Source organism: Bosea sp. 685 (genome assembly GCF_031884435.1).
Taxonomy (GTDB): Bacteria; Pseudomonadota; Alphaproteobacteria; order Rhizobiales; family Beijerinckiaceae; genus Allobosea.
Genome location: NZ_CP134779.1, coordinates 3,136,816 through 3,162,319 on the forward strand (window position 1 = coordinate 3,136,816; position 25,504 = coordinate 3,162,319).

Here is a 25,504-nt window from a genome sequence, read left to right on the forward strand (position 1 = left end):
TCTAGCGCCTCAGGCCGCCGGAGCCAGCACGTCCTCGGCCAGGACACAGCGCACCACGCGCCCCTCGCCCAACGTCACGACCGGCGGCAAGGCGGCGCGGCAGCGCTCCTGGACGTGCTTGCAGCGCGGCGCGAAGGAGCAGGAGGATGGCGCCTCATTCAGGGCCGGCGGCGCGCCGGGAATAGCCTCCAGCCGCTCGCCCTTCCTGGCACCGTGCAAGTTCGCCGCGAGCAAGCCCTTGGTATAGGGGTGCTGCGGATCGCGGATCAGTTCGCGCACCGTGCCGGTCTCGACGATCTGACCGGCATACATCACCGCGAGCCGGTCCGAAACCTCGACCGCGACGCCGATATCGTGGGTGACGAAGAGCATGCCCATGTTGAGGTCGCGCTGGAGCTGGCGCAGCAACAGCAGGATCTGGATCTGCACGGTGGCGTCGAGCGCCGTCGTCGGCTCGTCGGCCAGCAGCAGCTTCGGCCGCGCGGCAAGCGCGAGTGCGATCATGGCGCGCTGGCGCATGCCGCCCGACATCTCATGCGGATAAGCCTTGAGCCGCCGCTCCGGTGATGGAATGCGGACGAGCTCGAGCAGTTCGAGCGCGCGCGCCATCGCGGCTTTCCGGCCGATCTTCTCATGCCGGACGATCGCCTCGGCGATCTGCTCGCCGACCGTATAGACCGGGTCCAGCGCCAGCGCCGGATCCTGGAAGATCATCGAGGTGACGCGGCCACGATAATCCGAGAGATCCTGCGGGTTCAGCGCCAGCACGTCGCGGCCATCGACCCGGACGCTGCCGCCGATATCGGTACGGCTCTCGGGCAGGAGCCGCAGCAGCGTCTTCAGCGTGACGCTCTTGCCGGAACCCGACTCGCCTAGAATGCCGAGCACCTTGCCGTGCTCCAGCGTCAGCGAGACGCCGTTGACCGCGTGGACGGTCTGGGCGCCGCGAAAGCGCACCGTGACGTTCTGCATTTCGACGAGGGGCTGGCTCATGCCGCGGCCTCCAGGCTGGGCGCGCGGCTGTGGCCTGAGCCCGCGACCTCCATGTGGCAGGCCGCCTGTCGTGCCCCCTCCCCAGTGCGCGCCAGAACCGGCTTGACCTTGGCGCAGACGGTCTGGGCCTGCGGGCAGCGCGGATGGAAGCGGCAGCCTTCGGGCGGGTTGATCGGGTTGGGAGGATCGCCGGCAAGCGGCGCTTCCATCGTCCGGTTGTCCGGGTCCATGGAGGGCATCGCCGAGAGCAGCGCGCGGGTATAGGGGTGGCGCGGATCGTCATAGAGTTCGTCGACCGGGCCGATCTCGACCACCTCGCCGAGATACATCACCATGACGCGGTCGCTGATGAAGCGGACGACGTTGAGGTCGTGCGAGATGAAGATATAGGTCAGGCCGAATTCCTGGCGCAGATCCATCAGCAGGTTCAGCACCTGCGCCTCGACCGATTTGTCGAGCGCCGAAACAGCCTCGTCGAGGATGACGAGGCGCGGGCCCAGTGCGAGCGCGCGCGCGATGTTGACGCGCTGGCGCTGCCCGCCGGACAGCTCATGCGGGTAGCGCGCGGCAAAGCGGGCTGGATCGAGCCCGACGCGAACCAGGAGATCGCGAGCGCGCAGGATCGCGGCCTGCTTCGAGACGCCATGCACCGTCGGCCCGAAGGCGATCGAATCCTCGATGGTCAGGCGCGGATTGAGCGAGGCGTAGCTGTCCTGGAAGACCATCTGGGCCTGGCGACGATATTCCTTCAGGCTGAGCGAGAGCCCGCCAACGATCTCGCCGTCGAACAGCATCTCGCCCTTGTCCTGCGCGATGAGCTGCATCACCACCCGCGCCGTCGTCGACTTGCCGCAGCCGGATTCGCCGACGACGCCGAGCGTCTCGCCCTTGAGCACTGCGAAATCGACGCCATCGACGGCGCGCACCACCGCGCCGCGGCCGAGCGGGAAATGCTTGGTCAGGGTGCGCGCTTCGAGCAGCGGGGTTCCGGCGCCGCCGCGGTCGCGTTCGTCCAGGGTCGGGTTCTCAGCCATGATCAGCCCTTCACATCCATCGCCGAGCGCAAGCCGTCCGAGAGCAGGTTGAACGAGATCGAGGTGATGAAGATCGCCGCGCCCGGCAGGGCCGCGACCCAGGGCTGGACATAGATCGCGGTGCGCAGCGTGTTCAGCATCAGCCCCCATTCCGGCGTCGGCGGCTTGGTGCCAAGCCCCAGGAATGACAGGCCCGAGGCCAGGATCATCGAGACCGAGATCAGGCTGGTCGCATAGACGAAGATCGGGCCCAGCACATTGCCGAGCACATGCACGCGGATGATCGTGAAGGCCCCGGCTCCGCTGGCGCGCGCGGCCTCGACATAATCCATGCCGCGCACCTGTGTCGTCACGCTCTCGGCGATACGCGCGATCGGCGGGATGAAGACGATGGTCAGCGACAGCAGCGAATTGGCGATGCCGGCTCCCATAGCGCCCGAAAGCGCGATCGCCAGCAGCACCGAGGGGAAGGCGTAGAACACATCGACCGTGCGCATGGTGATGGTGTTGAACTTGCCGCCGAAGAAGCCGGCGGCGACGCCAATCAGCGAGCCGAAGACAAAGGCGATGAAGACCGGCACCACACCCATGAAGAGCGAGAGCCTGGCGCCAAAGATCAATCGCGAGAGCATGTCGCGGCCAAGCTCGTCGGCACCGAGCGGATAACCCGGCGTGCCGATCGGGCGCAGCCGCCGCAGCATCGAGGAGCGCGTCGGATCGGCGGGCGCGATATAGTCGGCGAAGACCGCCATCAGGATGATCAGCAGGACGACGATGCCGGCGCCGACCGCGACCTTGTCGGTCTTGAAGCGCTTGAAGACGCCGGCCCAATAGCCCGGCGATTTGGCGAGCGGGGTTACGACGGGAGCGGCGGCCTCGGTGAGCGTGGTCATCTCAGCGCCTCCGCACGCGCGGATCGAGCAGCCCTTGCAGGATGTCGACGAGCAGGTTCAGGCCCACGAAGAACATCGCGAGCACCAGGATCGTGCCCTGCAGCAGCGGCAGATCGCGCTGGAAGATCGCATTGCCGAGCAGGAAGCCGGTGCCTGGCCAGGAGAACACGGTCTCGATCAGGATCGAGCCGCCGAGCAGGTAGCCAAGCTGGAGCCCCATCACGGCGAGCGCCGTGGGGGCTGCATTCTTCACGACATGCTTGAACACGCCGAAATCCATCAGCCCCTTGGCGCGAAGGGCCGGGACGAATTCCTGGTTCAGGATGTCGGCAACCAGGGCGCGCACGGTGCGGGCGATGATGCCCATCGGGATCACCGACATCGTGATGGCGGGCAGGATCATGTAGCTGACATGCTCCCAGTCCCATTTCCAGGCAGCCGAGCCGCCCGGCCCCGCCCCACCCGGCGGCAGCCAGCCGAGCTGCACCGAAAACACGATCACCATCACCATGCCGAGCCAGTAATGCGGCACGGAGACGCCGAGCACCGCCAGCATCGAGGCGAATTTGTCGAGGAAGGAGCCGCGGAAATACCCCGCGACGAAGCCGAAGAACGAGCCGAGCAGGAAGCCGATCACCGTCGCCAGCACCGCGATCAACAGCGTGTTGCCGACCGCGCGCCAGACCTCGGCCGCCACCGGGCGGCCCGTCGCGATCGAGGTGCCGAGATCACCCTGCAGCGCCTTCAGCAACCAGAGGCCGAACTGGATCGGCAGCGGCCGGTCGAAACCGTAGATCTTACGCAACTCGTCCTGCATCGCCTGCGAGGCGTCCGGCGGCAGCACCGCAGTCAGCGGATCGCCGGGCGCGATATGCACGAGCAGGAAGCAGAACACGCTGACGCCGAACGCGACCGGAAGCACATAGAGGATACGCTTGGCGAGATAGCTCAGCATGATGTCGGCTCAAGCGTCATCCTGGCCGAAGTGAAGCGGAGCGCCGGGATCCATCGTAGGGCGCTACGCTTTACGATGGATCCCGGGACGACCTGCGGTCGCCCAGGATGACGTGGCGTGGTTGACATCACCTGCACCAAGAGAAGCCTCACTTCGTCATCGAGATCGGCGAGAAGTCCTGGAACCAGTTCTGGGCCTGAATGAAGCCCTTCACCTTGGGGCTCAAGGCACGCGGGTTGACGTCATGCGTCACCATCAGGAACAGCGCCTCATCGACATATTTCTCATGGATCTTCTGCAGCACCTTGGTCTGCTCAGCCGGGTCGAAGGTGTTGCGGACCTGCTCGAAGAGCTTGTCCATCTCGGGGTCGCAGTAATACCCCCAATTGGTGCCCGCCGGCGGCTGCAAATTGCACTGCAGATGCCGAATCAGGCCGGTGAAGGGATCCTGGATGAAGTATGTGTAGTTCATGCCCGTCGCCTGGCGCGACGATTCATGCTTGGCGCCAGCGCGCCAGATGTTGATCAGCGTATTCCATTCGACGACCTCGAAATCGATCTTGATTCCGACCTCGGCGAGGTTCTGCTGGACGAACTCGTTCATCGGCAGCGGCTGCATCTGGCCGGAGCCGGAGGGCGCGATCAGGATCTTGGTCTGCACCGGCTTGGCCGGCGAATAACCGGCCTCGGCGAGCAGCTTCTTGGCGGCCTCGGGATCGTATTTCAGCTTGAAGGTGGGATTGCCGAACCATTGATGGCCAGGCGGATAGAAACCCTCGGCCGGGATCATCATGCCGCCGAGCAATTCCTTCAGCCCCTCGCGGTCGACGGCCAGATTGGCCGCCTTGCGGATGCGGATATCGTTCCAGGGCGAACCTTCGGCGCGGGAGAGATGCCAGGTCCAGTTATGCGGATAGGCATTGGTGACGATCTGGAAACCGGCGCTCTTGAGCGAGGGCACGAGATCGGGCGACGGCGCCTCGATCCAGTCGACCTGCCCCGCCCTCAGGGCGGCGGCGCGGGCATTGGGCTCCGGCAGCGGCAGCAGCACGAGCTTGTCGAGCTTGGGCACGCGCGCCTTGTCCCAATAGCCGGGGAACGGCGAGAGCTCGGCGCGCTCGCGCGGCTGGAAGGCGGTGAGCTGCCAGGGGCCGGTGCCCGAAGGCGTCTTGGCGAAGGCATCCCAGCTCTTGCCGAGTTTCTCCCACTGCGCCGGCGAGGACATCATGATCCAGGCGATCTGATAGGGCAGTGTCGCGTCCGGCGTCTTGGTGACGATCTCGACCTTGTATTTGTCGATCACCTTGTAGGTGCCGACGGCCGGGATACGCGAGCGCCCCTGCGCAGCCTGGCGCTGGTCGAATTGCGGGGCATCGTTCTTCAGGAGCTTGTCGAGGTTCCAGACGACGGCGTCCGCGGTGAACTCCGAGCCGTCATGGAACTTCGCGCCTTCGCGCAGCACGAAGATCCATTTCGTCTTGTCGGTAGCATCGACGGCCCAGCTCGTGGCGAGGCCGGGCACGAGATCGGAGGCCTTGTCGGCCCGGCTCAGATCCCAGTTGATCAGCCCATCATAGACCGTATAGCCCATGAAGCGCATGCCCTCGCCGCCCTGGTCGGTCTGGCCGGTGGTCAGCGGGATGTCGGAGGCCGTCATGCCGATCCGCAACGTGCCCTGGGCGGAAGCCGACTGCGCCGCGAGCAGGAGCCCAGCGGCAAAAGACAAGGCGAGAGCGGAACGGATCATCGGCTAACTCCGAAATGGATGATTTCGAAGAAGCCTGAGCAAAGGCTGTGCCAGTGCGGCGCAGCGGAGCAACCCCATGCGCCGCCCTGATCTTTGCCGACGCAACCGTCATGCAAAGATGCGTCTAAAAAATAGGCAGCCAGATCTGCTGTTAAAATAGGCAGGAGCGAGCCTAATGGAAATCCCGCGATTTCGGCAGGATGCGGACATTGCGCGGATGGCGGCCGCGCGGGATCTGCGGAGGCAGGAGTTCGTCGGTCAGCGTCGAGGCGCGCTCAGTGCGATGCGTGTCCGAGAGGCTCAGAAGGTCGGCGGTGCGGTCGACCACACGCTGCGCCATCAGATGCGTCACGCCCTCCGGGCTCTTCTGCACCCGGCCCTCGACCAGCAGCAGCCGCGCGCCCATGACCTCGCGGCGAAAGCGCTCGAACAGCCGCGCCCAGAGCACGACATTGGTGATGCCGGTCTCATCCTCCAGCGTGATGAAGACTGCATTGCCCTTGCCCGGACGCTGGCGCACCAGCACGACCCCTGCGGTGCGTGCCCAGGCGGCGTCCGGCTTCGCCTCCGTCTGCGCACAGCTCAACACGCCCTCCCGCCTGAAGAGCGGCCGCAGCATGCCCATCGGATGGCCCTTCAGCGAGAGGCGCGCCGTCTGGTAGTCGGCGACGATGTGCTCGGGCAACGGCATGACGGGCAGCGCCATGGCGGGCTCTTCGCCCAGCTCATGCGCCTGCGCCGCCGCAAACAGTGGAAGCGCCTCATCATCGGGCAAGCGGCGCACGGCCCAGAGCGCCTCGCGCCGGTCAAGCCCGAGCGAACGGAAGGCGTCGGCATCGGCGAGCAGGCGCATGGCGCGCGCGGGCAACCTGGCGCGGCGGGCGAGGCTTTCGACGTCGAGGTACCCCTCGCCGCGAGCATCGGCGATGGCGTGGCCCCATTCCTCCTTGAAGCTGTCAATCTGGCGGAAGCCGAGGCGAAGGGCGAAGGGGCGGCCCTGACCAACAACCGCGCCGTCATCCCGGGCGGAGCGCAGCGTAGACCCGGGATCCATTCCTGAACCTTTCCGATCATCGCTCAGGAATGGATCCCGGGTCTCCCTCCGGTCGCCCGGGATGACGGCCGCTCTTTCTTCAAACGGGCGATCAGGTTCAACCGCATTGTCCCAGCCACTGAAATTCACATCGATGGCGCGCGCCTCCACGCCACCATTCTCCTGCGCCTCGCGGACGATCTGCGCCGGCGCATAAAAGCCCATCGGCTGCGAATTCAGCAGCGCGCAGGCGAAGATCGCGGGGTGGTGGCATTTCAGCCAGGAGGAAATGTAGACCAGCTTGGCGAAGGAGGCGGCGTGGCTCTCGGGAAAGCCATAGCTGCCGAAGCCCCTGATCTGATCGAAACAGCGCTGGGCGAAATCACGCTCATAGCCGCGCGCGACCATGCGCCCAACCATCATCTCCTCGAACTGGCCGATCGTGCCGAGATTGCGGAAGGTCGCCATGGCGCGGCGCAGCCGGTTGGCTTCGGGATCGGTGAATTTCGCCGCCACCATGGCAAGCTTCATCGCCTGCTCCTGAAAGAGTGGCACACCACAGGTCTTATCGAGCACTTCGACGAGTTCGTCGGGCAGGCCATGTTCGGGCGACGGTGAAGGATAGACCACCTCCTCCAGCCCAGCCCGCCGCTTGAGATAGGGGTGGACCATGTTGCCCTGGATCGGTCCCGGCCGGACGATCGCGACCTGGATGACGAGATCGTAGAAGATGCGCGGCCTGAGGCGCGGCAGCATGTTCATCTGCGCCCGGCTCTCGACCTGGAAGACGCCGAGCGATTTGCCCTCGCAGAGCATGTCGTAGGTGCCTTCGTCGTCATTGGGGACATCGGCCAGCCCCAAATCCTTGCCCTCATGCTCGCGCAGCAGGTCGAAGGCCTTTCGGATGCAGGTCAGCATGCCGAGCGCCAGCACATCGACCTTCATCAGGAGCAGCGCGTCGATATCGTCCTTGTCCCATTCGATGAAGGTACGATCCTCCATCGCGGCATTGCCGATCGGCACCATCTCGTCGAGGCGGCCGCGCGCCAGCACGAAACCCCCGACATGCTGCGAGAGATGGCGCGGGAAGCCGAGCAGCCTGAGCGCGAAGCCGACCGCGCGCAGGATCGTCGGATTCGTCGGGTCGAGCCCAGCCTGGCGGACATGGTTGTCGCCGATCTCTGTGCCCCAGCTGCCCCATTGCGTGTCGGCGAGCCGGGCGGTGACGTCCTCGGTCAGGCCCAGCGCCTTGCCGACATCGCGAATGGCGCTGCGTGGACGGTAATGGATCACGGTCGCGGCGATGCCGGCGCGGTGGCGGCCGTATTTCTCATAGATCCACTGGATCACCTCCTCGCGCCGCTCATGCTCGAAATCGACGTCGATATCGGGCGGCTCACGACGCTCCTCGGAGATGAAACGGGCGAAGAGCACGTCGTTTTCGGCCGGGTCGACCGCCGTGATGCCAAGCACATAGCAGACGGCGGAATTGGCGGCTGAGCCTCTGCCCTGGCAGAGGATGCCCTCGCTGTCGGCGAATTCGACGATGTCTCGAATGGTCAGGAAATAGCGGGCGTATTCGAGCTTCTCGATCAAGACGAGTTCCTGAGCGAGCAGCGCCTGCACCTTCGCGGGCACGCCGTCGGGATAACGCATCTGCGAGCGCTTGCGGACCAGCTCCGTAAGCCAGCCTTGCGCGGTCCAGCCCGGCGGCACCGGCTCGTCGGGGTATTCGTATTTCAGCTCTCGGAGGTCGAATTCGATGCGGCCGAGCAGATGGCCGGTCTCCGCGATCGCATCGGGCGCATCGCGGAAAAGCCGCGCCATCTCCTGCCCGGCCTTGAGATGACGCTCGGCATTGGCCTCGAGCAGGCGGCCCGCCTGGTCGATGGCGACGCCCTCGCGGATGCAGGTCAGCAGATCCTGCAGGTCGCGCTGCTCGGGGGCGTCGTAGAGCACGTCATTGGTGGCCAATAGCGGCGTGCGGGTCGCAGCCGCAATCGACTTCAGCCGGGCGAGGCGGCGGCGATCGTCGCCCTTGCGATGCATGCTGGCCGCCAGCCAGACCGCGCCGGGCGCGGCCTCGGCCAGGCGGGCGAGAAGCGCAGGCAGATCGTCATGGCGCTTGTCCGGCATGACGATGAGCAGCAGGTCGCGCGCATCCGAGAGCAGATCGTCGAGATGCAGGATGCAGACACCCTTCCGCGCCCTCAGATTACCCTGGCTGAGCAGGCGGCAGAGCCTTCCCCAGCCGGCGCGATTGGCGGGGTAGACGACGATGTCGGGCGTGCCATCAGTGAAGACGAGCCGGCTGCCGACCGCGAGCTTGAAGTCCCGGGCCATGCTCTGGAGCTGCGGTCCGGTGAAAGGCAGATCGGCGAAGGCCGGGTTCTCGACCCAGATGAATTCGCCCGGACTGCCGCCTTCGCGGATCTTCTCGGGCTCCGGCAAACCATGCTCGCGCAGATAGGCAAGGGCGCTGAAGGCCCGCACCACGCCCGCGACCGTGTTGCGGTCGGCGATGCCGATGCCGGCATGGCCGAGCAGCAGGGCGCTCAGCACCAGATTGGGGCCGGGCGAGGCGCCGCGCAGGAAGGAAAAGTTCGTTGCGGCAACGAGTTCGGCGTAAGTGCTCAGAGGTCGATTCATGCCAGGATCCTCACGCGAAAAGCCCGTGCAGGAACCAGCGCGGCATCTCGTTTTCGCGCTCATAGAGCCCGGCGCGGAAGAGCCAGAAGCGGCGCCCTTGCGCGTCCTCGACGCGGTAATAGTCGCGCGCCGGCTCGGCTGGCCCGTCGCGCCACCATTCCGGTGCGATGCGCTCGGGCCCCTCGGCGCGGGCGATCTCATGCAGCACGCGCCGCCAGCGAAAGCGCAAGGGCGGCCCGTCCGGCACCTCGGCCAAGGTCTCGATCGGCTGCGGCGGCTCGAAGAGCTGGAGCGGGCGCGTCGGCGGCTCATTGGGTTCGGGCGTGGGCCAGGCGATCAGTGACGCGGGGGTGGCGACCGGAACCGCCCTCGCCTCACGGCGCGGATCATGCGTGTCCCGCGCGGCAAAACGCAGCACACGGCCGCGGCCGAAACGGGTGACCAGACGGTCGAGGAGCTCAGCCACCGCCTCGTCCTCGACGGCGCGCCCGTCCAGGCTGGGCTGATGCGTGTTCAGGGGCTCGCAGACCGGGATGGCGAGGCGGATCACGTCGAAGCCGAAGCCCGGGTCAAGCGGGTCCGCCAGCGTGTCGATGCGTTCGCGGTAGAGCCTGAGGATGGCGTCAGCGTCACGCGAGGGACGGCCGGTCTCGATGTTCAACCGCCTGACCGCGCCATCCGTGCGGAAGAGGCTGACCTCGAAGGCCCGCCCGCCCTCGCCGCGCTCTTCCAACAGGCGGGCAGCCTCCGCGATCAGCTGCGTCACCACCGCCTCCAGCCCCTGCATATCCAGCAGAGGCTCGGCGAAATGCCGCTCGACCATGCAAGCGGGCGGCGGGCGCAGCGGCGTGATCCGGACATCCTCCCGGCCCAGCGTGCGCCTGAGCCGGATCGCCAGATCCTCGCCGAAACGGGCGGACAGGGCCATGGAGGGCCGCTCGGCCAGGTCAGCTACCGATTTCAGCCCGGCCCGGGACAAGGCGATGACGGTCTCGGCGCCGATCTCCAGGGCCGCGACCGGCAACGGGCGGATCATGGCCTCGTCCTCGCCCGGCGGCACGATGCCGCCCGCGCCGAAGCGGGAGAGCGCATGCGCCGCCTCCGGCGTCCCGGCGATCGCGCTGCGCTGATTGAGCCCGCCCGCCCGCAACCGCTCGGCGATCATGGCCCGAAGCGCCGCCTCGCCGCCGAAGAGATGGGCGCAGCCGGTGATGTCGAGCAGCAGGCCATGAGGCGGGTCGAGCGCGACCAGCGGCGTGAAACGGTCGCAGAAGGCGGCCAGCCGCTCAATCAGGCGCTGATCGGCCTGCGGCTCAGCCTCGGCCACGACGACGTCTGGAATCCGGGCGCGCGCATCCGCGAGCGTCAGCCCACGCGTGAGTCCGAGCCGGACGGCGCTCTGGTCGCAATCGACAAGGCGAAGGGCGTTACGCACCGTCTCGACCACCACCAGCGGCGGCTCACACCGCCCGCCGGAAGCCGGCGCCCCGCGTTCCCTCCGCAGCCGGTCCGTCGGCAGGAAAGGGAACCAGAGGGCGAGATAGCGGCGCGGCATCCTGTGCTCTCCCCTGGTTGCCGGCTCTCTCGTGGAAGGCAGCTCTCTCGTGGAAGGATTGTCGGTCACGGTCCCACTCCACACGCCACTCACGCTCACCCAGGCCGCCGCGATCGCGCAGCAGCCTGAGGCTGAAAGCCGGATCGCCCGGCGCATTGGCCTCCAGGGCTCGCGACGGCAAAGCGCGCACCAGCCAACGGGTTCGGGCGGCGCTGGCGTCCTGCCGCGCGCTCGCACGCAGCAGCACCGTCGTGACGCCGGACGCCTCCGCCGCCAGCGCCAATCGCCGGCTCGCAGTCAGGTCGAACAGGCGCGGCTCGCCCCAGGGCTCGATCAGCACCGCCCCCAGCGCCGAACAACGCGCGGCCTCCGCCCCTGCCCGCAGCACGTCCTGCGCATCGCGCGCTCGCACCAGAAGGATGCGCGACGGGTCGAGACCGAGCTCGGCCAGCCCAGGCGGATGCAAACGCCCGGTCTCGGCATCGAGAACATCCTGCCTGACCCAGAGGATCGGGCGCAGATGCGCCGCCCGGATCGTCAACCCCACGGCGAAACCCGTCGCCGCAGCGAGGTCCGCCGTTCCCGGCGCGTAAACCTCATGCAGCGCCGCGCGCGCGATGCCTCCGCCCAGCGGCTCATCAAGAGCGGGCGCGCCGAAGCTCACACGCCCGACCGCAGCCGGCGCGGTGCGCAGCGTCGCTTCGGCAAGGCTGCGCCGCAGATCGGCCAAAGCGAGAGGGGCGGGTTTCGGGTTCATCGGAGCAATTGTTCTCTCTTTGTTCTTGTATAGAACGGGCTCGCCCCGAAGGCGAGTCGCTTGAATCGGAGACCGCGTTGGAAGGCGCCCGTCCCCGCCATATTTTCGCCCGCCAAGTTTTTCGCCGGCCATGTTTTTCGGCTTTGCCCTGGCACAGGCCCGCAGACTCTGCCCCCAACGCGCCGCGGCACATAAACTGCAATCAGAGCCATTCGGAGCCATCATGCTGTTTTCCCGAATGATGGCCGGACCGGCCGATCGCGTGGCCGCCTTTCCCGATAGGCCGAGACCGATGCCCACCGACAGCGCCTTCGATCTGATCTTCCGCCAGGCCAATCTCGGCGGCCATGACGGCCCGGTCGATATCGGCATCAGCTCAGGCCGCATCGCCGCCATCGCGCAGCGGATCGTCGCGGACGCTCCCGAGATCGTCATCGACGGTCGTGCGGTGCTGCCGGGCTTCGTCGACAGCCATGTCCATCTCGACAAGGCCTGCCTGCTCGGCCGCTGCGGACATATTCGTGGCGGCCTGAAGGAGGCGATCGGCGCGGTCTCCGCGATGAAGCGTGGTTTCACCGTCGAAGACGTTCATGCGCGCGGCGCGCAGGTGCTGGAGAAGGCAATCACTAAGGGCACGACGCGGATGCGCACTCATCTGGAGGTCGATCCACGCGCGGGCCTGCGCAGCTTCGAGGCGATCAAGGCGCTGAAGCGCGATTATGCCTGGGGGCTCGACCTCTCTATCTGTGTCTTTCCCCAGGAGGGGCTGACCAATGATCCCGGCACGGAGGAGCTATTGGTCGAGGCCCTGCGGGACGGCGCGGATGTGCTGGGCGGCTGCCCCTATACCGACAGCGACCCGCATCTGCAGATCGAGCGGCTGTTCTGCCTGGCCGAACGCTTCGATCTCGATCTCGATTTCCACCTCGATTTCGATCTCGACCCGTCCTGGATGCATCTCGACGAGGTCTGCCGCCAGGCGCTGCGGCGCGGTTACCGGAACCGCGTCGCCATCGGCCATGTCACGAAACTCTCAGTGCTGCCGCCCGATGCCTTCGCAAGGGCGGCCGAACGCCTGGCCGAGGCCGGCATCGCGGTGACAGTTCTGCCGGCGACCGATCTCTATCTGATGGGCCGGGAGGTGACACATAATGTGCCGCGCGGGCTGACCCCGGCACATCGCCTGCTCGCCCATGGCGTCACCTGCTCGATCGCCACCAACAATGTGCTGAACCCCTTCACGCCCTTTGGCGACTGTTCGCTGCTGCGGATGGCGAATCTCTACGCCAATGCCGCCCAGATCGGGCCGGACGGTTTTGGCGACTGCATCGATCTCGTCACGACGCTGCCGGCACGATTGATGCGGCTCGATGATTACGGCATCGCGGTCGGCAACCCCGCCGACCTGATCGTACTGGATTCAAGGACTGCTACCGACGCGCTCGCCGAGATCGCCGAGCCCGTGCTGGGCTTCAAGAAGGGCAGGCAGAGCTTTTCGCGCCCGGCGGCGAGCTTGAACAAACCTTAGACCCGAGCGTCTTTCCTCGGAAACTCAGCCGTCATCCCGGGCTTGACCCGGGATCCATCGGAGGCCTCCGGAGCTCTATGATGGATCCCGGATCTCCGCGGAGTTTATCCTTGGGCCGATCGAAGATCGGACCCGGGGGCTGCGTCCGGGATGACGGGCGCGTTTCGGAGAAAACTCGACAAGCTCCAAGCGCTTCCCCTCCCCATCATTGCTTGGGCGCAAGCGAGTTCGGGTTGAAGGCCCCACCGAAGGGCGAGGGATTGTTCGACGAAGGCGGCGCGGCGGGAGGCGCGGGCTGGGCAGGCGGCGCCAGCGAATTTGGATTGAACGCGCCGCCGAAGGGCGACGGGTTGTTCGATGGCGCCTGGGCGGGCGCCTGCGCCGGGGCCTGCTGCTGGATGCGGTTGCGCTGCTCCTGCATCAGCCTTTCCTGCACTTGCTGCTTCTCCTGCAGGATCGCGGCGCGGCAAACATTCGCGTCGACGCGGCTTGCCGACCAGACGATGAAGCCCGTCACGCCGAGGAGCAAAACGAGGACCGCGCCCGGATGCGTCAGCAGGCGCGAGAGCGGGTTGGCGTAGAGCCGGGACTGGCCGGCCTTGCCGCTGCGCAGAAGCTCCTGGCGGCGGGTATGGGCCTCGCTGACCATCGCGCCGATCAGCGTCACCGCGATGATGATGACGGCAAGCGCCGAGAGAGGGGTCGGTGCCGAGCCTGACCTTCGAGGCGAGCGCCGTGGTGAAGGTGTTGCCCGACAGGATGGTGAAGACGGTAGTGTTGTAGTTCTCAAACGAGGCCAGGAAGGTGATGAAGGCGGCCGAGCCCAGCGCCGGCTTCATGAAGGGCAGCAGGATCTTGCGGAAGGCCTGGCCCGGCGTCGCGCCGAGATCGAGCGCGGCCTCCGTCAGCGTCGGGTCGAAGCGCTGAAGCCGGGCGTTGAGGACCAGCATAGCATAGGAGGCGATGAAGGCGACCTGCCCGAGCAGCGTCAGGAAGAAACCGTTGTAGAAGACCGTATCGTAGCTGGCGCCCACCCCGCGCCCAACAAAACTCCAGAAGACGATGGTCGAGATGCCGAGCACGACGCCGGGGATCAGGATCGGTGTGATCAGCACCGCATAGAGCCCGGCCCGCAGGCGCGGGCCGATATCGGCAAGCGCGAGCGCGCCCGCCAGCCCGAACGGCACCGCGATCGCGACCACAGCGATGCCGATCGCGAGGCTGGTCCACAGCCCGCTCATCAACCGCTCATTGCGCACCAGCACGCCGAACCAGTCGGTGGTGAAGCACTCCCAGGGCACCACCCTGGGGAAGGCAGAGGAGTTGAAAGCCGTGATCACCATGATGATCAGCGGACCGAACAGGAACAGGAAGAACAACAGCGCGTAGCTGAACGCGAAGAGGCCGCCGCCCATGCCGCGAGTGGTCATCGCCCGATCGCCCCGATCGAGACCTTGAAGACGCGCATCATCAGGAAGACGAAGGCGAGGCAGATGACGAGCAGGATGGTGGCGTAGGCGGAACCGCGCTGCCAGTCGCCGGCGTCATTGAACCATTGGTAGATGATCTGGGTGAACCAGAGGTTCGACGGGCCACCGAGGATCTGCGGAGCCGCCAGCGCACCCGCCGTCAGCATGAAGACCATGGTCGCGCCGGATGCGATGCCGGGCTTGGCGACCGGCAGCACCACGCGCCAATGCACCCGCCACCAGCTCGCGCCCATGTCGCGCGCCGCCTCGATCTGGTTGCGATCGAGCGTCTCGACCGCGTTGTAGATCGAGAACACCATCAGCAGGGTGTAGGTGTAGGCAAGCCCGGCATAGAGCGCGACATCGGCGCGGATGAAGTCGATCGGGCTCGACCACAGGCCCAGCGCCTGGCCGATGCCGTTGATGACGCCGGTCGCGCCGAACAGGATGCGGAAGGCGAAGGCGCGCAGGATGTCGTTGATCCAGAAGGGCACGATCAGGCCGATGACCATCATCCGCGCCGCGACGCCGGTGGCGGAATGGGCGAGGATGAAGGCGATCGGATAGCAGATGACGATGTCGAGCACGGTGACGATGACGGCGGCGATCAAGGTCTTGACCAGCACGCCGATGTCGAGCGTGTTCAGCGCGCCATTGCCGAACAGGAAATAGCTGTAGTTCTTCAAGGTGTAGACATCGGCCGGCCCACCGATCTCGGGGCGCGGCAGGTTGTGGCGCAGCGAGACGTCGAACATCGCCAGCTGCGGCAGCACGATCAGGACCAGCACCCAGAACAGCACCGCCCCGCCGATGAAGACCGCGACGCCCAGGCCGTGCCGCTCAGTGATGGTGCTCCAGAGTTGACGAAGCGCTGCCATGGCCTCAACCGCTCCGCGACGGATCGACGGGAAGAACGGTCGCATGCTCGGGGCGAAACCAGACGCTGGCCGCGCCGTCAGCTGCGGGCGCCGGCCCTGAGGCATCGGCATTCATGCGGTAAAGCCTGAGATCGAGCCCGTTGGCGCTGAGGTAGAGCGTGCGGATCGAGCCCTCGAACTCCTCGTTGACGCGCCTGGCGGTGATCGCATTCGTCGCGGGGGCCGCATCGGCAAGGGCGAGCTGTTCGGGCCTGACGAACAAGGTGCAGAGCTCGCCGGCCTGATAGTCGCGCCCGCCCGCCGACTGCCCGGTGAGCGGGCCGAGCGCTGTGTCGAGCGTCACCAATGCGCCTTGCTGGCCAATGACGGCGCCTGGAATCGCGTTGGTCTCGCCGACGAAGGAGGCGACGAAGGGGGTTTTGGGCCGGTTGTAGATCGTCTGCGGATCGCCGACCTGCTCGACCACGCCGGCATTCATCACCGCGACCTGATCCGACATGGTCAGGGCCTCGCCCTGGTCATGGGTGATGTAGATGAAGGTCAGGCCGACGCGCCGCTGGATGGCGCGCAATTCGGTGCGCATATGCTGGCGCAGCTTGAGGTCGAGCGCCGAGAGCGGCTCGTCGAGCAGCAGGATGTCGGGCTCGGCTGCAAGCGCGCGGGCGATCGCGACACGCTGGCGCTGCCCGCCCGAGAGTTCGTGCACCTTCTTGTCGCCGGTGCCGGGCAGCGCGATCATCTCGAGCAGTTCATCAGCGCGCTTGCGACGGTCTTTGCGCCCGACGCCACGCACCTCGAGCGGAAAGGCGATGTTCTCGGCGACCGAAAGCAGCGGAAAGAGTGCAAGATTCTGGAAGATCAGCGCGGTCGGCCGCTTGTTGGGGCCGACATTCCTCATATCCTTGCCGCCGATCAGCACGCGGCCCTCGCTCGGCTGGACGAAGCCCGAGATGCAGCGCAGCAATGTCGTCTTGCCGCAGCCCGACGGCCCGAGGAACGAGAAGAACTCACCGCCCTTGATCGAAAGATGGGCGTTCTCGACGGCCCTGTAGTTTCCGAAGCGGATCGATACGTGTTCGAGGACGACGTCCCTGGTGTTCATGCTGGTCCTGGATCGGAGGAGGCTTCGGACGGAGCGGCCTATTCGCCTGGCAAAATCACTGGTGTTTCATCACGCCGTCATCCCGGACAAGCGGCGAAGCCGCGCCGATCCGGGATCCATTCCTGAACTGTTCCAGAATGGATCCCGGCTCTCCGCGGAGTTTATCCTTGGGCCGATCGAAGATCGGGCCCGAGGGCTCCGGCCGGGATGACGGCGCAGTGATGGCAAAGGAAGTGCCTCAGGCGCTCATGAACTTGTTGGTGAATTCCGAGCGCTGGGACGCATACCAGGGCGCCTCGGCCGGCCAGGGGTTCAGCTTGGCCAGCGAGTCGCCGGGATAGGCGTCGGCGAAGTTCTTGGCGTAGACATCGCCGCCGAACTTGTCGGCGCCGACGACCGGCGAGTTGTAGCCATGGGTCTTGATCGCCTCGCCGGCGAGCTTGGCGTCGTAGCAGGCATCGATGAAGGCGTAGATCTGATCGATGTTCTTGGCGCCGATCGGCAGGGAGAGCCCGTCGACCCAGGCCATGGCGCCCTCGACCGGCGCGCGGTACATCACCGGCTCGCCGGCGGTCTTGAGCGCGATCGGAGGCCCATCCCAGGTCTGGCCGACGATGACGCCCTCGTTGAGCAGGCCGTTCTTCTGGGCGTCGGCATCGTTCCAGACCAGCTTGATGTTCTTCTTCTTCTTGATCGCGACCTCGGTCAGCTTGGTCCAGACCTCCGTCATCTTTTCGGGCGTCTTGTACGCCTCCCAGACCGAGCCCGGCGCCAGTTCGCCGCGACGCTCCATGCCGAGACCCAGGCCCAGGATCATCGAATGGCCGCGCCCCATCGTCTTGCCGGCATTGGCGTCGTCCCAGACGTCGTAATAGCTCGGCGCGGTGCCGGCGGGCGTGAACTTGTCGGTGCGCCAGGAGACGCCTTCGGTGCCCCAGATATGCGGCAGCCAATGGCTGCCCTTGCCGGCGAAGTTCCAATGCGTCTCGCCCAGCGCCATGGCCGGGTTCACCTTGTCGATCGCGACCTTCTTCATGTCGAAGGGCATCAAGAGGCCGAGATCCTTCCAGAGCGGGCTGCGGTTGACGGTCGGGGTGACGATGTCGAAGCCCTGCCCGTTCGACGCCTTCATCTTGTTGAGGATGTCGTCATTCGAGCCGATGCCGGTGAAATTGACCTTGATGCCGGTCTTCTCGGTGAAGCCCTTGACGAAGCTCTCGGGCAGATAGTCCGACCACATCATGATGTTGATCTCGCCCGAGGAAGCGAGCGCGCTGCGGCTGATGAGCGCCGGCATGGCGACGCCGGCCATGGCAGCGAGCTTAAGGACGTCACGGCGGGCGAAGGTGGTTCCAGGCTTCTCGGGCGTTCCAGGCTTCTTGGACATCGTGATCCCCTGTGATTGCGTTGGCTGTGTCTGCTTCTGATCGGAAGCCGGCTTCAAACCGGCGCGCCCCTGGATTGTTATGGGGGAGAGGCAAGCAAGATTAGAGCCACAGGTCGAATTCCATGGGTCCAGCTTCTCCTGCCATGGGCATGCCGCGCGATTGCGACAAGCCGGCGACACTGCGCCGAAACTTCAGGCGTCGAAAGATTTGAAGACCGGACCGCGACCGGAGAGATGCGTATAGGCCAGCGTCTGGTCGAGATGCCGCGCCCTCAGCGCGAGCAGCTTCTCCGCATAATGCAGCCTGACAGCGAGATGGGCCGGGTCCGACGCGAGATCGCGCGTCTCGGCGGGGTCGCGCTTCAGGTCGAAGAGCAGCGGCGGCAAGCCAGCGAAATGGACATATTTATAGGCCTCGTCGCGAATGACGGAGAGGTTGCAGGCGTTGGAGCCGAGGCCAAAATGGCGCTCCGCCACACCGGTCTCGATGTCGCGGAAATCGAATTCCCAGAAGGCCGCGTCGCGCCAGGAGGCCGGCGCCCGCCCCGCCAGGAACGGCAGCAGCGAGCGCCCGTCCTGATGGTTCAAGGGTGCTTGATCGAGCCGCTCGGCCAATGTCGGCATGATGTCGGCAGCCGAGGTGAACTGCTCGATCCTGCGGCCGGCATGCACGCCCTGGGCCGGATCGCGGATCACCAGCGGGATATGGTAGCTGCCTTCAAAGAAGCCGCCCTTGCCGAGCAGCCAGTGATCGCCGGCCATCTCGCCATGGTCGGAGCAGAAGATGATGATGGTGCGCTCCCATTCGCCACTCGCCTGCAGTCCCCGCCATATCCGGCCGAGCTGGGCGTCGACCTCGGCGATCATGCCGAAATAGGTGGCGCGCAGCGTGGCGAGTTCCCCGGCGTTCCAGTCCTGGACGCGTCCGCTCGCGCCCTGAACGAAGCCGGATTGCGTGTTCTGCGCGATCTGGAAGGCCAGATAAGAGTGAAGCGCCGCCTCGGTCGCACGGTCTGGCGCACGGACGAATTCCGGCCCGTCCTGCGCGGTGAACATCGTATTGTAGGGCGCCGGCACGACGAAGGGCGGATGCGGCCTCAGGAAGGAGAGATGCGCGAACCAGGGCGCATCCTGCTCGGAGCGCCAGCGCAGGAAGGCATCGGTCAGATAGGCGGTCTGGGTTTCGTCCCGGCCATAGGCCGGAGGCGCGTTGCCGAGCGTACCGCCCTGCCCTGTCGGCGCATGCACGCCGCGATCGGTCGCGCTCTCATGCCCACGCGAGCGGAGCCAGGACAGCCAGGGCTTTTCGTGTTCCGGCAGCAATTCACGCACGGAAAAGCCCGGCAGCACGCCCTCATAGGTCGTCAGATGCGGGTCGCCCGGCGGCAAGGTCCGGGGATCAAGCGAGACGTCGGTGTAACCGAACAGCGTCGGGTCATAGCCCGCCCGCCGGCCAAGCCTGGCGAGGTTGTCGAAGCGATCATCCAATGGCGAACCATTGCGGCAGACGCGATGGTTCATCTGGTAAAGGCCGGTATAGAGCGCCGCCCGCGCCGGCGAGCAAGGCGCCGCTCCCGCGTAATGACGCGCGAACAGCACGCCCTCGGCTGCCAGCGCATCGATATTCGGCGTCCGCACGCTGGGATGGCCGACAGCCGAGAGGCAGTCGCCGCGCCATTGGTCGGCGGTGATCAGAAGGACGTTGGGCCTCATGCCGTCGCCATCTCTCAGCGGTCGTCCTCCAGCCGGTCGATCAGGGCCGGCAGCTCGGCGACAGTGCCGATGACATAGTCCGCACCGGCCGCGATCAGCTTGGCGGCAACGCGTTCATGCAGCGCCTGCCGCTCGGCGGGGCTGAGCGCTGCAAGTTCGTCCGGCGTCAGGCCGGCCTCATTGCCCGACAGAGTCAACCCGACCGTGACGCAGCCCGCCTCGACGCCCTCGGCAATGCCGGGCTCGGTATCGTCGACCTTGATCACGGCCGAGGCGGGATGGACCATCAAATCGAGGAAGCATTTATACATGCCGATCGCGGTCGGCCGTCCCAACGGCAGATCATCGGCGCAGACGAGATTGTCGGGCGCATAGCCCTGCGCGGCTGCCAGCGGCAGCACGCGCTGCATGATCGAACGGGTATAGCCCGTGGTCGAGCCGATCTTCATGCCCTTGGCGCGGATATGATTGACGGTTTCGAGCGCACCGGGCACCAGCGTGCAGTAATTGCTCACCACCTCCTCATTGAGGGGGACGAAGAGCTTGTAGACGGCGTCGATCGCGGCCTCGTCCGGCAATGCGCCCTGCGCGGCCCGCCAGCCTTCGGCGATATGGGGTTCCGCCAGCATCGCGGCGATATGCAAGCGCTTGGGCAGGCCCATCGGCTTGCGGGCATCGGGGATCGTCACCGCGACGCCGAATTTGGCGAAGGTGTCGACGAAAGCCCCCATCGGCGCAAATGAGCCGAAATCGATCATGGTGCCGGCCCAATCGAACACCACCGCCTTGAATTTGCTCATGCCGAGATCATCCTTGCCGCCCATAGAGTTCGTCGATGGTTTCCTCGCCGATCCCGAAGGCCGTCGAGGCGCCGCAGCCGCTGGTGACGACGACGATACGGACGGAATCGGACGGCTTGTCGGTGAAGCGCCAACGGCCATCGGCCGAGGCATAGGTGCCGATCCAGCGCTCGACGACCTCCCGGCCCGGTAGGTCGAGCACCGCGTCGAACTCGTCGAGGATCAGGCGATCGACGCTTTCGGACCCGAAGGGGTCGGGCGTCGCGGCATAATGATGGCTGTCGCCGACGACCAGCGAGCCGTCGGCCGATTGGGTCACGATCAGGTGGACGCCGTTTTCGCGATGGGCCGCCATCTCGGCGTCGAGCCGCCGCATCAACGGCTCGGCCTCCGGCAATTCGGCATAGCCGAGATAGCGGCCGAGCCCGAGATCGGACATGACCGCGGTCCCCAGGGCAACGGATGTGGCAGGCCTGACGCGCATCATCTGCAGCTTGCAACGGGTCACGCCATAGGCTGCGATCCGCTCCGGGAACAGCGCCGTGAACTCGTCGCCGGGGCAGACAATCACGGCCTCGGCCTCGATGACGCCGCCATCGGCGGTGATCAGGCGCGGGGCCTCGACCGCGACGACGCTCGTGCCCCAGCGAAATTCGACGCCATGGCGCTCAGTAAGGAAGCGCGCGACCAGCGGCACCGCCTGGCGCGATTCCACGCGCACCTCATGGGGGCTGTACAAGGCGAAGCGCGTCGCCTCGGGCCTCAGGCAAGGCACATGCGAAAGCGCCTGTCCGGCGCTGAGGCGTTCGCAGCCCTCCCCCATCTCGCTCGCCAGGAAGGCCTCGATCACGGCCTCCGATTCCGGCAAGCGAGCGGCCAGGACGAGCCCGCGCTGGAGGATGTCGATGCCGGCCGCATCCGCGATCTCGACCCAGATTTCGCGGGCGCGCCGGGCAAGGCTCCAGCAATCGCCGGCGCCCTGCCCCGTCACCGTGACGAAGCCGAAATTGCGCACCGAGGCGCCATTGGCCTGCGCGTCGCGATCGATCACGACAACACGCTTGCCGCGCTTCGCGGCCGCGAGCGCATGGCCGAGTCCGACGATGCCGGCACCGACGATGGCGAGATCGAAGGTCGTCATCAGGCTTCCCGATGAACCTGGAAGCCGGCGAAGGACTGGCTTACCGGCATGATCTCGAGGCTATTGACGTTCACATGCGCGGGCTGCGTCGCGATCCAGAAGATCGTCTCGGCGATGTCGTGCGGCTGCAATGCGTTGGCTCCGCCATAAAGCGCGTCATAGGCCTTCTGGTCGCCGCCATTGCGCACCAGTGTGAACTCGCTCTCGCATAGGCCGGGCTCAATCGAGGTCACGCGCACGCCCTTGCCATGCAGGTCGGAGCGCAGCCCGAGCGAGAACTGCTGCACGAAGGCTTTCGTGGCGCCATAGACGTTGCCGCCGGAATAGGGCCAGTTCGCCGCGACCGAGGCGATGTTGACGATCGCGCCCTTGCGCTCGATCAACCCCGGCAGCAGGTGATGCGTCAGCGTCACGAGACCGGTGACATTGGTGCCGATCATCGTCTTCCAGTCGGAGAGCGCGGATTGCGGAGCCGGCTTGGTTCCGAGCGCGAGGCCGGCATTGTTGACCAGCACGTCGATGCCCTTGAAACCTTCGGGCAGGGCCGCGAGCGCCACCAGCATCGCCGCCTCGTCGGTGATGTCGAAGGCGGCGCCGTGGAAGGCCTCGCCGAGTTCGGCCTTCAGCGCGTCCAGCCGTTCAGCGCGCCGGCCCGTGCCGATGACCTGCCAGCCGGCCTGAACGAAGCGGCGCGCGGTCGCCGCCCCGAAGCCCGCCGTCGCACCCGAAATCAGAATCGTCTTGGCCATCGCCGTCCTCATGCGCCTTTTAAAACTTACGCAGCTTTGCAGGAGCAACGCCCCCCGTGACAAGGCGATGACCTCGCGCCTTCGACGCTGGACCTAACGAATGTCGCGCCTGGCTCTACGATCGGCCCGGCCCGCGCGCCTAAAGCAGCACGACCCAGAGGCGAACGCATTCAGGAGAGCGCGATGGACCAGCAGCCCCTCAACATGGACCATCACTGGCTCCCCTTCACCAACAACAAGCTGTTCCATGCCGAGCCGCAGCTCTTCGCCAAGGCCTCGGGCGTGCGCTACTGGACGCCGGAGGGCCGCGAGATCCTCGACGGCGCGTCGGGGTTGTTCTGCTGCGCCGCCGGCCATGGCCGGCGCGAAATCGCCGAAGCCGTGCACGCGCAATTGCTGGAGCTCGACTATTCCCCGCATTTCCAGCGCGCCGCGCCGATCTCCTTCGAGCTGGCCGAGCGGCTCTCCGGCATCCTGCCGAAGGGCCTCGACCGGGTGTTCTTCGGCTCGTCGGGCTCGGAAGCCGTCGACACCGCGATGAAGATCTGCCTCGCCTATCACCGCGCCAAGGGCGAGGCGCAGCGCACGCGCTTCGTCTCGCGCGCCTGGGGCTATCACGGCGTCAATCTCGGCGGCACCTCGCTTGCCGGCATGGTCGGCAACCGCCGCGAATTCTCCAGCGTGACCTGCGATGTCGTGCATATGCGCCATACCTGGAGCGACGAGCAGCGCTTCACGCGCGGCCAGCCCGATGACGGCGCCTGGCTCGCCGACGATCTCGAAGAGCTCTGCAAGACCTATGGCGGAGAGACGATCGCGGCCGTCTTCGTCGAGCCGATCGCCGGCTCGATCGGCACCATCGTGCCGCCGAAAGGCTATCTCCAGCGCCTGCGCGCCATTGCCGACAAGCATGGCATCCTGCTGGTCTTCGACGAGGTCATCACCGGCTTCGGCCGTACCGGGGCCGCCTTCGCCTCGCAGGAGTTCGGCGTGACGCCCGACGTGCTGACCATGGCCAAGGCGCTGACCAATGGCGCGATCCCGATGAGCGCGGTCGCGGTCAAGACCGAGATCCAGCAGGCCGTGATCGGCTCGATCAAGGCCGACCGGCCCGAACTGATGCATGGCTACACCTATTCCGCCCATCCGGTGGCCTGCGCGGCTGCGCTCGCCTCGCTGAACATCTACCGTGATGACGGCCTGTTCGCGCGCGGCCAGGCGATGTCCGATACCTTCCTCGACGCCGTCTTCAGCCTGCGCAACCTGGCCCAGGTCCATGATCTGCGCGGCTACGGCATGATCTCGGGCATCCAGCTCACGCCCGGCAAGGCGCCCGGCGAAAAGGGCTCGCTCGTGCAGCGCCTGCTGTTCAAGGAAGGACTGCATGTGAAGGCGACCGGCGACGCGCTGATCTTCGCGCCGGCGCTGGTCACGACCGAGGACGAGATCGGCGCGATGACCGACATCCTGCGCAAGGTGCTGGGACGCAGCGAGCTGATGGCGGCTTGAGGATAGCGGCTTGGCGCGGCGGCCTCAGAGCCGCCGCCCGCCATCCCTCACCAACCCGTCCAGCGCTTTCGCCAATTGCGCAATCCCCGGCGCAATCCTGTCCTGCGCGATCGCGCCATAACCCATGCGGATGCGGTTTCCGGGCCGGTTCTCGCGCAGATAATGCACGTCGCCCGCCTCGATCAGCACGCCGAGCTGCGCGGCGCGCTGCTGGAGATCCTGCGCCCTGACGCCGCGCGGCAGCGTCAGCCAGAGGCCCGAGCCGCCTGTCGTCATGGTGACGTCGCAGCCCGGCAATTGCCGGTCGATCTCGCGCAGCATCAGCCCCCATCTGGCGGCGAGCTCCTTGCGCTGGCGGCGGATATGCGCGTCGTAATGGCCCTCGGCCAGGAACAGCGCCATCGCGCGCTGGTCGAGCGCCGAGGGGTGGCGATACATCAAGCGCCGCAGCGCCCGCAATTCGCTGATCAAAGCCGGCGCGGCGACGATGAAGCCGAGCCGCAGGCCCGGGAAGAGCGGCTTCGACAGGCTGCCGACATGCAGCACGCGCCCTGATGTATCGAAGCTCTTCAGCGAGGCGCGCTGTGCACCGACGAAATTGAGCTCGTGCTCATAGTCATCCTCGACGATCAGGAAATCATGCCGCTCGGCCGCCGCGACCAGCGACAGCCGGCGCTCCATGCTCATCGTCACATTGGTCGGCGACTGGTGCCCGGGCGTGACATAGACGAGATCGGCGCCGGCCAGCGCCTCACTGATGCGCATGCCGTTGGCGTCGACCGGATGCGGCTCAAGCGTTGCACCCAGCGCCAGGAACATGTTGCGGGCATCGACATAGCCCGGCTCCTCGATGGCGACGCGCGTGCCTGTCCCACAGAGCAGCATGGCGATGAGGAAAAGCGCGTTCTGCGCCCCGACCGTGACGAGGATGCTGCTGGAATCGGCCCTGAAGCCGCGCTGCGGCAGCATGCGGCGCGTGATCTGCTCGATCAGGATCGGATCGTCATTATCGATCAGATCGCCCATCCAGTCATGGCTGTGGCGGACTGTGCCTGCGAGCCTGACACAGTCACGCCAGCGGCTGAGCGAGATCTTGTCCGGGCTAAGCTGGCCGTAGACGAAGGGGTAGGGAAATTCGCGCCAGTTCGCCGGCTTGACGATATTGGCCTGTTCGACAAGCGGGCGGCGCAGGCGGCGGGCGAAATCCACCGGCTCGTCCGAGCGGGGCAGCGCCCTGCGCGCATGCTCGTCGACGGGTACGTTGAGTTGCTCGCGCAGATAACGGTCGTTGACGAAATAGCCGCGCCGATTGACCGCCTTGAGGTAACCGTCCTCGGCCAGCCGCTCATAGACCAGCGTGATCGTGTTGCGGGAGACGTTGAGCTTCCGGGCGAGGATACGGGAAGCCGGCAAGGGCTCGTGCAATGGCAGGCCGCCCGCCAGGATCGCGGCGACGAGCCGCTCCTGGATCTGACTCTGCAGCCCCTTCTGCGGATCAAGCGGGCTCGTCAGGACAAATTGCAGCATGGCTCACTGGGGAAAAAGACCCTGCCGCCAAGCACGAAACATGCCGCCCATCTGCGCAGGACGCATTCGACGCTGGCTTTGCCGG

General features: G+C 66.3%; 19 protein-coding genes. 2 read left to right on the forward strand and 17 right to left on the reverse strand.

The window, feature by feature from the left end:
• Positions 1-9 precede the first annotated feature (9 nt).
• From RMR04_RS16125 to RMR04_RS16160, 8 genes are all read right to left on the reverse strand, one after another.
• Entirely contained in the window at positions 10-993 is a 984-nt protein-coding gene (locus tag RMR04_RS16125; RefSeq protein ID WP_311915616.1) for an ABC transporter ATP-binding protein, read from the reverse strand.
• Positions 990-2,027: an ABC transporter ATP-binding protein gene (locus RMR04_RS16130; RefSeq protein ID WP_311915618.1), complete on the reverse strand. Its 1,038-nt coding sequence runs from the start codon at positions 2,025-2,027 to the stop codon at positions 990-992. The genes RMR04_RS16125 and RMR04_RS16130 overlap by 4 nt, the downstream gene beginning before the upstream one ends.
• Positions 2,028-2,029: 2 nt before the next feature.
• The gene (locus RMR04_RS16135; RefSeq protein WP_311915619.1) at positions 2,030-2,920 is read right to left on the reverse strand and encodes an ABC transporter permease; all 891 of its coding nucleotides are present in this window, start codon (positions 2,918-2,920) and stop codon (positions 2,030-2,032) included.
• 1 nt (position 2,921) lies between these two features.
• Positions 2,922-3,875, reverse strand: coding sequence for an ABC transporter permease (locus tag RMR04_RS16140; protein ID WP_311915620.1), 954 nt, complete (start codon positions 3,873-3,875; stop codon positions 2,922-2,924).
• A 148-nt stretch (positions 3,876-4,023) separates the two neighbouring features.
• Positions 4,024-5,622, reverse strand: coding sequence for an ABC transporter substrate-binding protein (locus tag RMR04_RS16145; RefSeq protein WP_311915621.1), 1,599 nt, complete (start codon positions 5,620-5,622; stop codon positions 4,024-4,026).
• Positions 5,623-5,794: 172 nt separating this feature from the next.
• The gene (locus RMR04_RS16150) at positions 5,795-9,304 is read right to left on the reverse strand and encodes an error-prone DNA polymerase (RefSeq protein WP_311915622.1); all 3,510 of its coding nucleotides are present in this window, start codon (positions 9,302-9,304) and stop codon (positions 5,795-5,797) included.
• Positions 9,305-9,314: 10 nt separating this feature from the next.
• Positions 9,315-10,859 carry a Y-family DNA polymerase gene (locus tag RMR04_RS16155; protein ID WP_311915624.1) on the reverse strand — a complete coding sequence of 515 codons (1,545 nt, stop codon included), beginning with the start codon at positions 10,857-10,859 and terminating at the stop codon, positions 9,315-9,317.
• Complete coding sequence (locus RMR04_RS16160; RefSeq protein WP_311915625.1) at positions 10,765-11,616, reverse strand: ImuA family protein; 852 nt, start codon at positions 11,614-11,616, stop codon at positions 10,765-10,767. The genes RMR04_RS16155 and RMR04_RS16160 overlap by 95 nt, the downstream gene beginning before the upstream one ends.
• Before the next feature lie 292 nt (positions 11,617-11,908).
• Here RMR04_RS16160 and RMR04_RS16165 point away from each other — a divergent pair, with 292 nt between their 5' ends.
• Positions 11,909-13,144 (forward strand): amidohydrolase family protein, encoded by a 1,236-nt coding sequence (locus tag RMR04_RS16165; protein ID WP_311915626.1) that lies wholly within the window; start codon positions 11,909-11,911, stop codon positions 13,142-13,144.
• 104 nt (positions 13,145-13,248) lie between these two features.
• On the opposite strand, the gene RMR04_RS16170 is transcribed toward RMR04_RS16165, so the two are convergent.
• The 8 genes from RMR04_RS16170 to RMR04_RS16205 form a co-directional block, all read right to left on the reverse strand.
• Positions 13,249-14,574 (reverse strand): ABC transporter permease, encoded by a 1,326-nt coding sequence (locus RMR04_RS16170; RefSeq protein ID WP_311915627.1) that lies wholly within the window; start codon positions 14,572-14,574, stop codon positions 13,249-13,251.
• The gene (locus RMR04_RS16175; RefSeq protein WP_311915628.1) at positions 14,571-15,491 is read right to left on the reverse strand and encodes an ABC transporter permease; all 921 of its coding nucleotides are present in this window, start codon (positions 15,489-15,491) and stop codon (positions 14,571-14,573) included. The genes RMR04_RS16170 and RMR04_RS16175 overlap by 4 nt, the downstream gene beginning before the upstream one ends.
• Before the next feature lie 4 nt (positions 15,492-15,495).
• Complete coding sequence (locus tag RMR04_RS16180; protein WP_311915629.1) at positions 15,496-16,593, reverse strand: ABC transporter ATP-binding protein; 1,098 nt, start codon at positions 16,591-16,593, stop codon at positions 15,496-15,498.
• A 238-nt stretch (positions 16,594-16,831) separates the two neighbouring features.
• The gene (locus tag RMR04_RS16185; protein WP_311915630.1) at positions 16,832-17,980 is read right to left on the reverse strand and encodes an extracellular solute-binding protein; all 1,149 of its coding nucleotides are present in this window, start codon (positions 17,978-17,980) and stop codon (positions 16,832-16,834) included.
• A gap of 192 nt (positions 17,981-18,172) precedes the next feature.
• Positions 18,173-19,693: an alkaline phosphatase family protein gene (locus RMR04_RS16190; protein WP_311915631.1), complete on the reverse strand. Its 1,521-nt coding sequence runs from the start codon at positions 19,691-19,693 to the stop codon at positions 18,173-18,175.
• Positions 19,694-19,707: 14 nt separating this feature from the next.
• On the reverse strand, positions 19,708-20,493 hold the full coding sequence (phnX, locus tag RMR04_RS16195; protein WP_311915633.1) for a phosphonoacetaldehyde hydrolase: 786 nt from the start codon (positions 20,491-20,493) through the stop codon (positions 19,708-19,710).
• A 7-nt stretch (positions 20,494-20,500) separates the two neighbouring features.
• Positions 20,501-21,634, reverse strand: a complete 1,134-nt coding sequence (locus tag RMR04_RS16200) for a TIGR03364 family FAD-dependent oxidoreductase (RefSeq protein ID WP_311915634.1) — start codon at positions 21,632-21,634, stop codon at positions 20,501-20,503.
• The gene (locus RMR04_RS16205) at positions 21,634-22,383 is read right to left on the reverse strand and encodes an SDR family NAD(P)-dependent oxidoreductase (RefSeq protein ID WP_311915635.1); all 750 of its coding nucleotides are present in this window, start codon (positions 22,381-22,383) and stop codon (positions 21,634-21,636) included. The genes RMR04_RS16200 and RMR04_RS16205 overlap by 1 nt, the downstream gene beginning before the upstream one ends.
• 183 nt (positions 22,384-22,566) lie before the next feature.
• Between RMR04_RS16205 and RMR04_RS16210 the strand changes: the two genes are divergently transcribed.
• Positions 22,567-23,892 (forward strand): omega-aminotransferase AptA, encoded by a 1,326-nt coding sequence (locus RMR04_RS16210; RefSeq protein WP_311915636.1) that lies wholly within the window; start codon positions 22,567-22,569, stop codon positions 23,890-23,892.
• A 24-nt stretch (positions 23,893-23,916) separates the two neighbouring features.
• Here the strand turns inward: RMR04_RS16210 and RMR04_RS16215 are convergent, their stop codons facing one another.
• Positions 23,917-25,419: an aminotransferase-like domain-containing protein gene (locus RMR04_RS16215; RefSeq protein WP_311915637.1), complete on the reverse strand. Its 1,503-nt coding sequence runs from the start codon at positions 25,417-25,419 to the stop codon at positions 23,917-23,919.
• Positions 25,420-25,504: the final 85 nt, after the last annotated feature.